The sequence below is a fragment of the Bradyrhizobium sp. sBnM-33 genome (assembly GCF_032917945.1).
GTDB lineage: Bacteria > Pseudomonadota > Alphaproteobacteria > Rhizobiales > Xanthobacteraceae > Bradyrhizobium.
The window spans coordinates 7,420,751-7,434,922 of record NZ_CP136624.1 but is presented as its reverse complement, the minus strand read 5'-3'; the positions used below and the strand labels follow the sequence as shown (position 1 = coordinate 7,434,922).

Below are 14,172 nucleotides of genomic sequence, written 5' to 3'. Positions count from 1 at the left end.
ATATGGCAAAGATAATTCCGCTTCGTCCATGGTTTGATCAGCCCTCTCCGCATGCCAAGGATCCGCCGGTCGAACTAGCGGACGAGAAGACATCTCCGGCCGAAGCCAAAGTCGCCGATCCGCCGGCGGTCGAGCCATCCCTACGGGAGGAAGCCAAGACCCCGGCGCCGGGATCCACCGTCGTGATCGAGCAGCAGACTCCTGCGCCCCCGCTGCAGCGTGGAGGCGACAGGGACGGTGGCGGCTCCTCCGGTGGTGGTGGCGGCGGAGGCGGTGGCGGCTCGCCGCCGCTGCAAAAGCGCTCCAGCGACAATGAATTTCGCGATGTTCTCGGCAAGGGCCTCGCGAGCGCCCGCCGCAACCTCGTGACCGTGGCGTTGTTTTCGGTTGCGGTCAACCTGCTGGTGCTCGCTATTCCGATCTACCTCTTCAACATGTCCGATCGCGTGCTGACCAGCCGCAGCACGGACACGCTGGTGATGCTGACCATCATCGTGGTTATCGCAATCGGGGCCCATGTGCTGATGGACATGATGCGCCGCATCATCCTGATGCGGGTCGCAGTCGAGACCGAAGCTAAATTGGGCGGACCCGTGCTGAGCGCCGCTGCCAAATCCGCGCAGAGTGGATCCAGCCGCGAATTCCAGACGCTGGCCGACCTGCAGCACCTCCGCGCGTTCATTACCGGTCCGGTATTGCTGACGATGTTCGATACGCCGGTCGCGCCGGTCTATTTCGCCGTCGTGTTCCTGATCCATCCGCATCTCGGTTTCATCGTGCTAGGGTCGGGCGTCGCGCTGATCATCGTGGCGCTGCTGAACCAGCGCGTCACCGCGATTCCGTTCAACCAGGCGAACAATTACGGCGCCAGGGCAAACCTGACGGCGGAATCGATGGCCCGCAATGCCCAAGTCATCAATGCGATGGGCATGATTCCGGAAGGCGTCCAGGTATGGGGCCGCGAGACCGTGGAGTCGCTGAAGGCGCAGGTGATCGGACAGGATCGCAACATCCTGATGACGGGGTTGTCGAAGTTCCTGCGGCTGTGCACCCAGATCGCTATCCTGGGCTGGGGCGCATGGCTGGCGCTGGAAAGCCAGATCACCGCCGGCATGGTGATTGCGGCCTCGATCGTCGCGAGCCGCGCGTTGGCGCCGCTGGAGGGCACCATCGAAGGCTGGCGCAACTTCGTGCAGGCGCGTTCGGCCTATGCTCGCATCAAATCTCTGTTGCTCAACTCGCCGCTCAACCTGGAGCGGCTCCGCCTGCCGCGTCCCGCCGGATATCTTAACGTCGAGCGCATTCTCTACGTGCCGCCGCCGAACAAGAAGGTGATCCTGAACGGAATCAGCTTTCAATTGAAGCCCGGAGAATCGCTGGCCATCGTTGGAGACTCCGGAACCGGGAAAACTATGCTGGCGCGCATGCTGGTTGGATCCATTATTCCGACCGCCGGCAGCGTCAGGCTGGATATGATGGATCTGCGCAACTGGGATCCGCGGCAGTTCGGCGAGAGCGTAGGCTACCTGCCGCAGGACGTGCAATTATTCCCCGCATCCATCAAGGCCAACATCGGCCGCATGCGCGACGACGCACGCGACGAGGATGTTTTCGACGCCGCCGAGATGGCCGATGTGCATGAGATGATCTCTAGTTTTGCCCAGGGCTACGAGACCATCGTCGGCATGGACGGCAGTCCGCTATCGGGCGGCCAGCGGCAGCGGATCGGACTGGCGCGCGCCTTCTTCGGCAACCCGCGCCTGATGGTGCTCGACGAGCCGAATTCGAATCTCGACTCCAATGGCGAGCGGGCGCTGGCCAAGGCGCTGCTGCGCGCCAAGGAAAAGCAGATCACGGTGGTGACGATTACGCAGCGCGCGGCACTGCTGATGAGCGTCGACAAGATCATGATCCTGCATCAGGGCGCGGTGCAGGCTTTCGGCAGCCGCGACGAGATCATTCCGATGATTAGCGGACGCAAGCCGAACAATACCCCGACCGGGCCGGGTAGTCCCCCTTCGCTGAATTGAGGGACGTCGGCTGGATTTGACAGGAACGAGGTTGCGCGATGGCCAACAGGAAAATTGCGGACCGGTCCGCAGAATCAGCGGGCACCTGGTACGATTCGCTGCCGCGATCGACCAAGCTGCCAACCGTCGCCGGTGCGCTGATCATGGCGGTGGTGCTGATGGGCTTCGGCGTGTGGGGCAACACGGCACCGATCGCCGGCGCCGTGGTCTCGTCGGGTGTGTTCGTCGTCACCGGGCAGAACAAGATCATCCAGCATCTCGAAGGCGGAATGATCCGCGAAATCTACGTGCGCGAAGGCGACACGGTGGAAGCCGGACAAACCTTGCTTGAGCTTGACGACACCGCGGCGCGTGCGGAGCTGCAGCGGCTGTTCCTGCGGCGCATCCGCCTGTCGGCCATGGATGCAAGGCTGCAGGCCGAGATGAGGGAAGAGTCGGATATCACGCTTCCGACCGAGGTCGTGACTTGGCTGGACAAGTCGCCCGAGGTGAAGGAAATCGTGGACAGCCAGCAGATGACGTTTGCGGCGCGCCGCAACAACCTCAACAGCGACGTCAAGAGTATTCAGGAGAGCATCAACGCTCTGGAGGAGCGGATCCGGGGATCGCGGGTGCAACTGGACGCGGTCCGGCGCCAGATCGCTCTGCTCGACGAGGAAATCGTGACCAAGGACAAGCTGGTGCAGGCCGGGCTGGTGCGCAAGCCGGAACTGATGCTGCTGCAGCGGTCGAAGGCCAATCTGGAAGGTGAGGTCGGCCGCATCATGGGCGACATCGGCGATGCCAAGGAACGTATCGCCCGTGCGGTCGAGCAGATCAATGGTGTGCGCAAGACCGCGATCAAGACCGCGGTCGAGCAGATGCACGAGATCCGCGGCGAACTGGCTGACGTCCGCGAGCGGATGCTGAGCGCCAAGGGCGTACTTGATCGGGTCCGCGTCGTGGCGCCGGTAAGCGGCGTGGTGGTGAAGCTTCGCTATCATACGCGGGGCGGCGTGGTCGAAGCCGGCAAGAACATCATGGAGCTTTTGCCGCTGAAGGACGAACTCATCATCGAGGCGCGATTGCGGCCGCAGGACATCGACAGCGTGAAGCACGGGCAGACGGCGATGGTGCGGTTGACGGCACTGAACCAGCGCATCACGCCGATGGTATCCGGCGACGTCATCTATCTGTCCGCAGATACGCTGGCGGATGAAAAGAAGTCCCAGCAGGTGGGACCGACCGACATTTATATCGTGCGCGTCAAGCTCAACAGCGAAGAGAGCCGGAACCTTCCGGGCTTCAGTCCGACGCCCGGCATGCCCGCCGAGGTCTACATCAAGACGGCGGAGCGTACGTTCTTCCAGTACCTCATGAGGCCCATCTACGACAGCTTTATGCGCGCATTCCGGGAGCGCTAGGCACACGACAGGAACTCAACACGCACTTTGGAAAGGCGTCCGCCGTGCATATCGACATCATCGAAGGCTTGCCGTCGCTGGCAAAACTCGAGGACAACTGGAATGCCGTCTACGACGCGGACGACGAAGCGCAGATATTCCTGTCATGGAAATGGCTGAGCGGCTGGCTGTCCTGCATCCCGGGACCATGGTTCATCCTGGCGGCGAAGGAGCGTGACGCTGCCGATCTGCCTTACGTCGCATTCTTTCCGTTGCGGCTTCAGACCACGATCGAGAAATCCGACGTTTTGGGCAACATCCGGATGGCGGGCAATTTCGGTGCCGACTATACCGGCATCGTCTGCAGGCCAGAGGCGGAGCACAAGGTCATTCCGGCCTTTGCCCGCACCATCAGGCAGATGAACTGGGCGCGTCTCCATCTCGACAATGTCAGAATATCCGAGCGGCGCTGGCGATTGCTGACGGCATGTTTTCCGAAGGCAAGCTTTCACTCGACCAAAGTCGACAAGATCATCAAGGTCGACGGGGTCGACAACAGTCTCTGCCCCTACGCCACGCTGCCGAAGGACTGGAACAGTTATCTCGACGCGCTCAGCACCAATACACGGCAGAAGATCCGGCGGCTGCTGAAGCAGGTCGAAGCGTCCAGCGAATATCGAATAACCGTCGCCACGCCCGACACGTTTGATCGCGACCTCAAAACCCTGCTGGGATTCTGGGATACCAAGTGGCGTGCGCGGAAGGGGGATCGGATGGATAGCCTGATCCGCTCCAACGGCACCATGCTGACACGCAGTTTCCATTCCGGTCTGGTGTACCTGCCGACCTTTTGGCATGGCGACCGGCCCGTTGCGGCGCTGGCCACCCTGGTGGAGCCGCGCAAGCGGACCTTCTCGTTCTACATGACCGGACGCGACGAGACGTTCGAGGGACCGCCGGCGGGCATGATCCTGCATGCCTACAGCATTCGCCACGCCATCGAGCACGGATTTGTCGAATACGACTTCCTGCGCGGCAACGAGCCGTACAAATATTCGTTCGGTTGCAAGGAGCGCAAGATCCACTCCATCGTTGTGGAAACCAGGAGTGGCAGGAATCTGGGCGGCCGGATCGACGTCAGGTGCATTCCCGACCTGCTGCAACAGGCGACCGAACTTCACCGCAAGGGACAGTCCGCCGACGCCGAAATGGGCTACCGTCGGATTTTGGACGTGCAGCCGAGACACGCCGACGCATTGCACCGGCTGGGCCAGTTGTTGGCGGCGAAGACTGATTTCGCCGCGGCCAAACGGTTGTTCCGAACCTTGACCACGGTTCGCCCCGATGCGGCCAAGGCATGGCAGTGCCTGGGCCAGGTCTGCGAAAGCCTCGGTCAGCACGAGGAGGCACTGCGTCAGTATCTCGAGTTCATGCGGCTGCAGCCGGATTCGCCGGACGGGTTCGTCGCGGTTGCCAGATGCATGGTGAAGCTCGGGCGGATGGCGGAAATCAATGCTGCGCTATTGGCCGCGATCGAACCGGCGAGCGGACCGTCGGTGAGAAAGTGGCGCGATTGGCGCAGCATTCCGGACCGGCAAGGTGCCCACGAAAACTCCATCTCGGCATAGCGCAGAATTGTCCGAATTGTCCCGTTGGCCGACCCACGGTCGGGAGGAGGACAGCATGCTCATGATGACAGGAAAGGTCAGGCGTTGGCTGACGGCCGCGATGACCTCCGGGACGCCACCGTTCGTCAATCGTATGGTGCGCCGGTGGATTTCTCGCCATGCATGCGAGACCGAACGTATTTCATCGCCGGCGCATCGATGAACCGGCGAAGGCGCTTGGCCCGAGGATGCGATCCCCCAAGGAGCCACCCGATCACCGGGCCCCGTTGCCTGAACGGACACGCGTCAGGATGAGCGCACTTGGAGCGGCGCGCTGCCCAAAGTTCGCCGGCCGGGAAGGGGTGATCATCGGCTCCGGCCGCTATCGCAGCACCGTCCGCATCATGTTCGACGGTTTCAAGTCCCCGACCTCGCTGCACAGCACCTACATCGAACCTGTGGTTGAGGAAGAAAGTGCCTCCCGCTCGGACCGGGACGCCATGCCCCCGGATAACACCGATACGCGCAACCGTCGCTAACGCGCGTGTCTGGTGATCCAACGACGTGCCGAAGGCGGAGGGAAGGCGGCAAGTTCCGCTTGGCTGGAACTGTCGCGCCTGCAGATCGTTGGATTGGCGTCGGGCGAACATTCGTTCGTGATCCCGAACGGGTTTCTCATTCCGTTGCCGAGGTGCCGTCTGCTGCAGAGCTCATCCATCCTCATTCCTGGCGAAACCGTTTGGAGAAGGTGCAAGGCAGGGCGGCTGACAATCCTCAATGATGCGGCCGCATATTTCGCCGCTTTGCGGGAAGCGCTGCTGCTCGCAACGCGGCAGGTGTACATCATCGGCTGGGACATCCACAGCCAGACCCGGTTTGTGGGGCCTTCCGGGTACGCCGACGACGGCTATCCGCAAGAGCTCGGTGCGTTTCTGAAAGCGCTGCTGAAGGCCAAGCCCGATCTGCGGATCAACATCCTGATCTGGAATTTCCCGGCTCTCTACGCCGCGGAGCGGGAGTGGAATTCGGTCGCCAAGTTCACCGCGCACGCGTCGGACCGGTTGCGCTTTTGTTTCGACTCCAGCCTTCCTTTGGGCTCAGCGCAGCATCAGAAGATCGTCGTCATTGACGGTGCGCTTGGCTTCGTCGGCGGTCTCGACCTGACGATCCGGCGCTGGGACACCAGCGCGCATGAGACGCATCATCCGCTTCGTACCGATCCCGACGGCAGACCCTATCCGCCGTTTCACGACGTGCAGTGCATGGTGGATGGCGAAGCTGCGGCCAGCCTGACGGAAATCGCAGAGAACAGGTGGCGCGTCGCCGGCTGCACGGTCGAGCGGCCCGCAGCGATCAAGGGCGAGCGATGGCCGGCCTCGGTCCCGGTGCAGTGCCGGGGAATGACGGTGGGCATCGCCCGGACCGAGATAGCCACCGCGCGCGGTGGCGGCGTGAACGAAGTCGCGCGGCTGTTCGCAGCGTCCATCAACGCGGCCGACCGCTTCATCTATATCGAAAACCAGTTCACCAGCGCCACCGACATCGCGCGCCTCCTGGCGCAGCGGATGCTGGACGTGCCGCAGCTCCGCGTCCTGATCGTCATGCCGAAGATGCATTCGTCCTGGTTCGAATCGCAGGCCATGCAGAGCGGGCGCGGCGGATTTATCGCGCGCTTCGTGTCAGCAGGCGTCATGGACCGGGTCCGCTTTGTCTATCCATCGACGCGGGATGCCGAGCAGGGGGCCGCGGTCATGGTGCACAGCAAAGTGATGATCGTCGACGATCGCATCCTGCGCGTGGGATCGGCCAACCTCAACAATCGCTCGATGGGGGCGGACACCGAATGCGATCTGGCCTTCGAGGCCACCTCCGATGCGCATTGTGAATACATCGCCTGGCTTCGCCGTTGTCTGATCGGGCATTTCTGCGGCGTCGATGAACGCGAAATCGAACGCCACGAAGCCGACCTGTTTGGATTTCTCGACCGCCTGGCGGAGGACGACGGCCCGAAATCGTTGCAGCCGATTGATCCGGCCGCGTCGGTCGGCGGCGTGGCGATCATGGTGCAGCCCGTCGCCGATCCCAGGGAACCGCTTCACCTCGACCGCGCTGCCAATCGCATGTGGACGGCAAAAACCATTTTGGCCGTATCTGGCCTCGCGGCGGCGCTCGCCGGCCTGGCGCTCGCCTGGCAATACACGTCGTTGCGCGATTTCACCGATGTCGGCTTGGTCTCCTCGATCATCTCGCAGCCTGCGTGGTCGCAATTCGCGCCGCTGTTTGCGATTGCCGCCTTTGTTGTCGGCGGGCTGGTGGTCTTTCCGGTGCTGGTACTGATCGCCGCGACCTCTGCGGCGCTGGGGCCGTGGATGGGGTTCTTGAGCGCGAGTGCCGGCGTGCTGCTCAGCGCGCTCACGCTGTTCTCGATCGGCCGCGTGCTGGGCCAGGCGCGCTTGCAGCGGCTGCTCGGGCGCCGGGCCGCCCGGGTTCAGAGCCGCATCATCGGCAAGGGGGTCATGGCGGTCGCTATGATCCGGATGGTGCCGATCGCTCCGTTCTCGATCGTGAACGTGGTGGCGGGCGCCAGCAAATTGAGCCTGCGCGATTTTGTGCTCGGCACGGTGCTGGGTATGGCGCCGGGAATCGCTGTGATGGCCGCGCTCGGCGCGCAGATCGCGGATCTGGCGCGAAACGCCTCTTGGACCAATGCGCTACTGCTGGCACTGGCGATCATCGCCTGGATCGCACTGTGCCTTGGCGTGCAGTTCCTGGTGACTTGGCTGGCGGGGCGAAGAACGTGATGGCTACGACTCGCATCATGACGTGGAACGTTCACGGCATCTTCCACCTCAATCCCGGGTTTGATTTGGATGGCGTCTGTTCCGTCATTCGCCGCTGGTCGCCTGATATCGTGGCATTGCAGGAGGTCGATTCGCGCGGAAGAACCGACGATCCCTTTGCCCTTCTGGCGAAAGCCGTCGGCGACCACAGCGTCGATGCGCGATCGATCGTCACCGAGGACGGCGACTACGGACAGGTGCTGTTGAGCCGCTGGCCGTTCGCCGAGCCTCCGAAAATCTCCGACGTCTCGTATCAGGAGCGGGAGCCCCGCAGAGCCATCACCGCGCGCATTTTGTCTGATCATGGCGAGGTAAGGGTCATTGCCACGCATCTCGGCCTGAGCATCCATGAACGGCACGCCCAGGCGCATGCCTTGGCCGAGCTGGTGCACCCGACGCGGACGCTCGTGCTCGGCGATTTCAATGACTGGTTCTGGGTGAAATCGGTGCGGGGCGTGCTGGCGCGGATTTGCCCGGTCCGAACGCGGTTGCGGACGTTTCCAGCGCGCTTGCCGATGATGCGGCTCGACCGAATCTACGCCTCGCGCGATCTCGTGATCCGTTCGGCCTGGACCGATCGCAAGGCGCGCGCCTATTCGGACCATCTTCCCGTCATCGCGGATGTTGCGTTTCCGGAATAGAGGTCCGCATCAGTCGGGCTTGGCCGGATGTTGCGTTCTGGGATGGCGGTCATGCAGCAGCTTCGCCAGATCGTGACGCAGCTCGGAGCGGTTGCGCATCGCGGTTTCGAACAGCGCCTCCTGAATGTCCCGGGGCATGTCGCCCCAAATGGCGATGGCCGCCTCGCCCAGGATGGGCGCAAAGATCTTTTCTTGCGTCATGTGATCCTCCGCCGGCTTTACGTCTGAGCGTCGCCAAGGTTCCCGCGCGCTTGCATCGGTCACATGTTCGGAACCGCGGCTTGCCCGACGAATTGTTGTCGCGAACGCGTCGGCGGCCGGCAGTCATAAAGATTTCGCCGTCCTTCGGCAGGATTATCCATCGCGACCCGACTTCGTGGTCCCCGCATCGGAACGATTGACAGCCATGAATGGTTCGAGGCCGTGGTGGCAATCCGCCGTCATCTATCAGATCTATCCGAGGTCCTTTCAGGACACCAATGACGACGGCATCGGCGACCTCAACGGCATCACCCAGAGGCTGCCTGATCTGATCGATCTTGGCGTCGACGCGATCTGGATTTCGCCGATCTTCCGTTCGCCGATGAAAGATTTCGGCTACGACATCTCCGATTACGTCGACGTCGATCCGATCTTCGGCACCATGGCGGATTTCGAGCGGCTGATTGCCGAGGCGCATGCGCGCGGGATCAAGGTGATCTTGGACTTCGTCCCCAACCATTCTTCCGACCAGCATGCGTGGTTTCTCGAGAGCCGCGCGTCGCGCACCAGTGCGAAACGCGATTGGTACATCTGGCGCGATCCGGCTCCCGGCGGAGGTCCGCCCAACAATTGGCTGTCCGAATTTGGCGGCAGCGCCTGGGAGTTCGACGCGGCGACCGGCCAGTATTACTATCATGCGTTCCTGAATTCCCAGCCCGACCTGAACTGGCGAAATCCGGAAGTTGTGGCAGCGATGCGTGACGTGCTTCGCTTCTGGATGCGCAAGGGCATCGATGGCTTCCGCGTCGACGTCATCTGGCATTTGATCAAGGACAGACAGTTTCGCGACAATCCGCCCAATCCGAACTACCACGCCGGACGGCCGCCGAACGAAGCGCTGATCCCGCTCTACACCACCGACCTACCTGAGGTGCACGATGTCATCGGGACGTTGCGCCGAACGGTCGACGAGTTTCCCGATCGCCTGCTGATCGGAGAGATATACCTGCCGGTGGAGCGCCTGGTCGCCTATTACGGCAGGGATCTCGGCGGCGTGCACCTGCCGTTCAATTTCGCGTTGCTCAGTGCGCGCTGGGACGCAAAGCATCTCCAGGCGCTGATCACGGAGTATGAAGGCGCTCTGCCGAAAGGCGGGTGGCCGAATTGGGTGCTCGGCAACCACGACCGGCCGCGCATTGCCGGCAGGGTGGGGCAACGGCAGGCCGCCGTCGCCGCCATGCTCCTGCTGACGCTGAGAGGTACGCCTACGATCTATAATGGCGATGAACTGGGAATGCCTCAGGTCGATATTCCCCGGCATCGCGTGCGCGATCCCTTCGAGCGCAACGTGCCGGGGATCGGCGTCGGCCGGGACGGCTGCCGGACGCCGATGCAGTGGGACTCGAGCCGGAATGCCGGCTTCAGCAGGGTCGATCCGTGGCTGCCGCTCGCGGACGATTGGCGATCGAACAACGTCGCGAACCTGCGCGAGGATGCCCTTTCGATCTTAAATCTCTATCGCCGCCTGTTGCGCGTTCGCAAGGAAAGGCCCGCGCTGTCGCTTGGCTCGTATCGGCCCTATGTCGTGGACGAGGATCTGCTGGCCTATTACCGGGAGCTCAATGACAGTAGGCTACTCATCGTCTTGAATCTGACCGACGGTCCGCAGGCCCTTAAGCTGGAAGAGGGCGCACATGCGAGAATTCTGGTGTCGACCGAAGCGAAGCGGGACGGAGACCTGGTTAAGGGCACCGTCACGCTTGCTGGTGACGAGGGGCTCGTCATCGATATGGCGAGCCGTTAGGAACCACCGCATCCAGCAGACGTTTGGCACTCATGTCAGGCGATCCCGCCTGACGAAGGGAGCTTAGCTGCGCGCGTGAGTGCAAAGAAAACGTCGGCGGCCTGGTGGCGCGACGCCGTCATCTACGAAATCGCTGCCATCTCATTTCAGGACAGCAATGGCGACGGCTACGGCGACCTTCCGGGTCTGTTGCAACGGATCGGTTATCTCAAGTGGCTCGGTGTTGGCGCCGTATGGCTGACGCCGATTTACAAGAGCCCCGATCAGGACTTTGGTTACGACATTTCAGATTTTTGCGCCGTCGATCCGCGCTATGGCACGATGGCGGATTTCGATCGCCTCAAGGACGCGTTGCACGAGGCCGGCATCAAACTCATCCTCGATTTCGTCCCTAACCACACCTCCGATCAGCATGCTTGGTTTCAGGAAAGCCGCGCGTCCCGAAACAATCCCAAGGCCGACTGGTACGTGTGGGCGGAAGCGGGCGCGAACGGCGGCCCCCCGAACAACTGGCTGAGCCGCTTTGGCGGCAGCGCCTGGGAATGGTGCGAGGCGCGCCGGCAGTTTTACTACCACTCGTTTCTGACCAGCCAGCCCGATCTGAACTGGCGAAACGAACAGGTCCGCCGGGCCATGGCCGACACCATGCGCTTTTGGCTCGACCGCGGCGTCGACGGGTTTCGCGTCGACGCCAGCGCCGTGCTGATCAAGGACGATCTTCTGCGCGACAATCCTGCCGATCCCGAGGCTGACGACAGCACGCCGCCGCCGCAGAAATATACGCCTGTCTTCACCGATGACCGGCCAGAAGCCATGCGCTGCCTCGAATTTATCAGGAGCGTTCTGAACGAATATGACGAGAGGCTGCTTTGCGGCGAGGTGCAGGGCAAGACCGATCGCATCGGCCATTTCTACGGCAACGACAAGCCGCGGCTGCATCTGCCGCTCAACTTCGCTCTTCTGGATACGGAATGGAATGCGATCGCCCTGCAGGCGACGATCGATGCCTATTTCAACGCGATTCCGGATGGCGCCTGGTCCGACTTCGTGATCGGCGGCCACGACAAGCATCGGGTGGCGAGCAAGCTCGGCCAGGCTCAGTCCAGAATTCTGGCGATGCTGCTGATGACGATCCGTGGCACGCCCTTCCTGTTTGCCGGCGATGAGATCGGATCCGAGCAGGTGAGGATGCCACCCGAAAGAATCCGGGACCCGTTCGAAAAGCTGGTGAAGGGATTTGATCTCAACCGCGATCCGGAGCGTGCGCCGCTGCGCTGGGACGATACCGGGCGCGGCGGGTTCACCACCGGCGAGCCCTGGTTGCCGCTCAGCGAAGACCGTTCGCGCAACATCGAGGCGCAACGGCGTGACGCGCGATCATTGCTGAATCTCTACCGTGAACTCATCGCCCTGCGGCGCAAGGAGCCCTGTCTATTGCGCGGCGAATACCGGCCGCGGCGGGCGCACAACGAGATCTTCTGGTTCGCACGAACAGTTGACCAAACCGAAATCCTGGTCGCTCTCAATCTCTGCAGGGAGCCGAGATTGTGGGAGTGGCAGGGCAGCGGCACCAGGTTGATGTCGACCTACCTCGACCGCGAGGCGGGTAAGGTCGAGGGCCCGACGCATCTGCGGCCAAATGAAGGCGTGATTATCAAAGTGAACCGGTGAAGCCGCGATCACGTGCCAAGCGGCAACCCAAGCCGGCCGACACCCGGCAGTTTCAATGCGGGGCGGCGGATGTCGAAGCCGAGAACGCCGCCGAAAAAATTGAGTTCGATGCCTTCGATCCATCCGATCGTCAGCCCAAGATAACCTCCGAGGGAAGCAAACACGCCGGTTCGGGACGGCGTGAAGCCGATCCAATCGCCGTGGTAAGGGTAATCCTTGCCGATTGCCGTCGGCGGCAACACCGCTTCAAGTTCCGGAACGGCGTCCAGAATCGCCTGGATGAACGTGTTGGAGTTCGGACCCGGCCAGGCGCTGTAGTCTCCATTGGCGCGAAACTTGTAAGTCTCGATGACCGAGCGGATTTTAGGAATCAGCGCTTCCGCTTTCGGACCATCGACTCTGACGACCGTTTCGGGGATCTCGCCAAACCAGCGCCCGTCGGCCTGGAATCCGTCGATCCGGATCGGTTCACCCCAGGCGGTGTAATCGTAGCGGCTGTAACGCCTGGCCCCGCGCTCCTTCACGACGATCCAGGTGTGAACCGCGAATATTCCGCGCCAGCGTACGGTTCTTGCCGCGAACACCCTGATCACGGCATCTGCGTGTTCGGAAGCTTTGGGAAGAAGCCCGGCGCTTGAACGGTCCGCCGTTTGCCAGTTCTCGCGCCTGTCGCCGAGCAGGTATTTCACGGCGGAAACAGCCATGGGAACGAGCATAAGCAGAAGGAAAATGACGAGGAATTTCTTCACGGCGGGAAATCAATGTGAGCGGGCACTTGATGTAATGACTTCAACTCTGATTTCCAGTTCAGCCCTCCGCAATTTTCGCGATCAAAAACGGAGAACGCCGAGCGCAAAAAGCAGGCCGATGGTCACGGCTGCCGAAAGTAACAACGAGCCGAGACATCCCAGCCTGTTCGAGAAAAACAGGAACATGCCGCCTTTGCTATGATTTCGCCTCTCCGATCGTGTCGGCCATCGTCGCGCCGCGCTGACCCAGCGGCTTGTTTCCGTCCTCGGTGCTATCGGCCGCGGTCTGATGTTCGATCTCCGCATTGAGTTCGGCGCCAAGCAAGACCACGATCGTCGACATCCACATCCACATCATCAAGCCGATCGCGGCTCCGAGTGAGCCGTAAGTCGCATCGTAATTCGCATAATTGGCGAGATAGAAGGATAGCAAGGCCGATCCGGCAAGCCACGTCAGTGTTGCAACCACGCTGCCGACGCTCAGCCAACGCCATTGCGGCCTGCGGCGGCTTGGTCCGAACCGATAGAGCACCGCAAGGCCAAAAAGCATCGTCAGGACCAGGACAGGCCAACGTCCGAATCGAAACAGCGCATCGGTGACGGCCCCTAGCCCGATAGTGGACAGAACGATCGGAAGCGCGACCACGGAACCGATGGCGAGAAGCACCGCCACAAGCCCGCCAAAGGTGAAGGCGAGGGAGATCGCGTTGAGCTTGAAAAAACCGCGCTTCTCGTCCTCCTCATAGACCACATTGAGTGCATCGATGATGGCCTTGATGCCGCCATTGGCGCTCCACACGGCAAACAGGAAGGAGAACAGGAATGCCAGTCCCAGCGTGACGTCGCCCTTGGCAAGCACGCGATTGACCTGATCTCTGACGATGCCGAGCGCGCCCTCCGGCAGGATGCCCGCAAGCATCGTCATGTGGTCGTTGATCGTACTTGCTTTGGCGAACAGCGCGTAGGACGAGACGAGGGCGGTGATCGCCGGGAACAGGGCAAGCAGGCCGTAGAACACGACGCCTGCGGCAACCGCGAGAAGCCGGTCTTCGCTGACCTGCTGATAGGTCCTGATCAGGATGTCCTTCCATCCCCTCCAGGGAATTTGCCATGGAGATACCGCGCGGCGGCCGCGGCCCTGATCGCCTGGATCTCCCTCAGTATCCGGCTCGCCCTTGGCTGGCTCAGGGTTCGTGTCGTGCAGGTGACTCACATGGCTCATGGCGAACCGTCCCGCGTCTCTACGC

At 62.0% G+C, this 14,172-nt stretch carries 11 protein-coding genes; 8 read left to right on the top strand and 3 right to left on the bottom strand.

The window, feature by feature from the left end; translation table 11 throughout:
- Window positions 1–2: 2 nt before the first annotated feature.
- From RX328_RS34870 to RX328_RS34845, 6 genes are all read left to right on the top strand, one after another.
- Window positions 3–2,030, top strand: a complete 2,028-nt coding sequence (locus tag RX328_RS34870; RefSeq protein ID WP_249726213.1) for a type I secretion system permease/ATPase — start codon at window positions 3–5, stop codon at window positions 2,028–2,030.
- A gap of 38 nt (window positions 2,031–2,068) precedes the next feature.
- On the top strand, window positions 2,069–3,433 hold the full coding sequence (locus RX328_RS34865) for an HlyD family type I secretion periplasmic adaptor subunit (RefSeq protein WP_213249350.1): 1,365 nt from the start codon (window positions 2,069–2,071) through the stop codon (window positions 3,431–3,433).
- A 44-nt stretch (window positions 3,434–3,477) separates the two neighbouring features.
- Complete coding sequence (locus tag RX328_RS34860; protein ID WP_213249351.1) at window positions 3,478–5,040, top strand: GNAT family N-acetyltransferase; 1,563 nt, start codon at window positions 3,478–3,480, stop codon at window positions 5,038–5,040.
- A gap of 290 nt (window positions 5,041–5,330) precedes the next feature.
- Complete coding sequence (locus RX328_RS34855; protein ID WP_213249353.1) at window positions 5,331–5,558, top strand: hypothetical protein; 228 nt, start codon at window positions 5,331–5,333, stop codon at window positions 5,556–5,558.
- A gap of 12 nt (window positions 5,559–5,570) precedes the next feature.
- Window positions 5,571–7,820, top strand: a complete 2,250-nt coding sequence (locus RX328_RS34850; RefSeq protein WP_312017969.1) for a VTT domain-containing protein — start codon at window positions 5,571–5,573, stop codon at window positions 7,818–7,820.
- Entirely contained in the window at window positions 7,820–8,500 is a 681-nt protein-coding gene (locus RX328_RS34845) for an endonuclease/exonuclease/phosphatase family protein (RefSeq protein WP_213249355.1), read from the top strand. Before RX328_RS34850 ends, RX328_RS34845 begins: the two co-directional genes overlap by 1 nt.
- A 9-nt stretch (window positions 8,501–8,509) precedes the next feature.
- On the opposite strand, the gene RX328_RS34840 is transcribed toward RX328_RS34845, so the two are convergent.
- Window positions 8,510–8,701 carry a hypothetical protein gene (locus tag RX328_RS34840; protein ID WP_213249357.1) on the bottom strand — a complete coding sequence of 64 codons (192 nt, stop codon included), beginning with the start codon at window positions 8,699–8,701 and terminating at the stop codon, window positions 8,510–8,512.
- Window positions 8,702–8,906: 205 nt separating this feature from the next.
- On the opposite strand from RX328_RS34840, the gene RX328_RS34835 reads away from it, so the two are divergent.
- A complete protein-coding gene (locus RX328_RS34835) occupies window positions 8,907–10,505 on the top strand; it encodes an alpha-amylase family glycosyl hydrolase (RefSeq protein ID WP_213249359.1) in 1,599 nt (532 codons plus the stop codon).
- 75 nt (window positions 10,506–10,580) lie between these two features.
- Window positions 10,581–12,176, top strand: a complete 1,596-nt coding sequence (locus RX328_RS34830) for an alpha-amylase family glycosyl hydrolase (protein ID WP_213249361.1) — start codon at window positions 10,581–10,583, stop codon at window positions 12,174–12,176.
- Window positions 12,177–12,184: 8 nt separating this feature from the next.
- Here the strand turns inward: RX328_RS34830 and RX328_RS34825 are convergent, their stop codons facing one another.
- Together RX328_RS34825 and RX328_RS34820 are read right to left on the bottom strand one after the other, a co-directional pair.
- Window positions 12,185–12,880, bottom strand: a complete 696-nt coding sequence (locus tag RX328_RS34825; protein ID WP_249726214.1) for a DUF3750 domain-containing protein — start codon at window positions 12,878–12,880, stop codon at window positions 12,185–12,187.
- Window positions 12,881–13,121: 241 nt separating this feature from the next.
- Window positions 13,122–14,147 carry a YihY/virulence factor BrkB family protein gene (locus RX328_RS34820; protein ID WP_213249363.1) on the bottom strand — a complete coding sequence of 342 codons (1,026 nt, stop codon included), beginning with the start codon at window positions 14,145–14,147 and terminating at the stop codon, window positions 13,122–13,124.
- Window positions 14,148–14,172: the final 25 nt, after the last annotated feature.

Coding starts and splice junctions, on each gene's coding strand:
- RX328_RS34825 (WP_249726214.1), bottom strand. CDS start 12,880: ATGGCTGTTTCCGCCGTGAAATACCTGCTCGGCGACAGGCGCGAGAAC.
- RX328_RS34835 (WP_213249359.1), top strand. CDS start 8,907: ATGAATGGTTCGAGGCCGTGGTGGCAATCCGCCGTCATCTATCAGATC.
- RX328_RS34840 (WP_213249357.1), bottom strand. CDS start 8,701: ATGACGCAAGAAAAGATCTTTGCGCCCATCCTGGGCGAGGCGGCCATC.
- RX328_RS34865 (WP_213249350.1), top strand. CDS start 2,069: ATGGCCAACAGGAAAATTGCGGACCGGTCCGCAGAATCAGCGGGCACC.
- RX328_RS34820 (WP_213249363.1), bottom strand. CDS start 14,147: ATGAGCCATGTGAGTCACCTGCACGACACGAACCCTGAGCCAGCCAAG.
- RX328_RS34855 (WP_213249353.1), top strand. CDS start 5,331: ATGAGCGCACTTGGAGCGGCGCGCTGCCCAAAGTTCGCCGGCCGGGAA.
- RX328_RS34845 (WP_213249355.1), top strand. CDS start 7,820: ATGGCTACGACTCGCATCATGACGTGGAACGTTCACGGCATCTTCCAC.
- RX328_RS34870 (WP_249726213.1), top strand. CDS start 3: ATGGCAAAGATAATTCCGCTTCGTCCATGGTTTGATCAGCCCTCTCCG.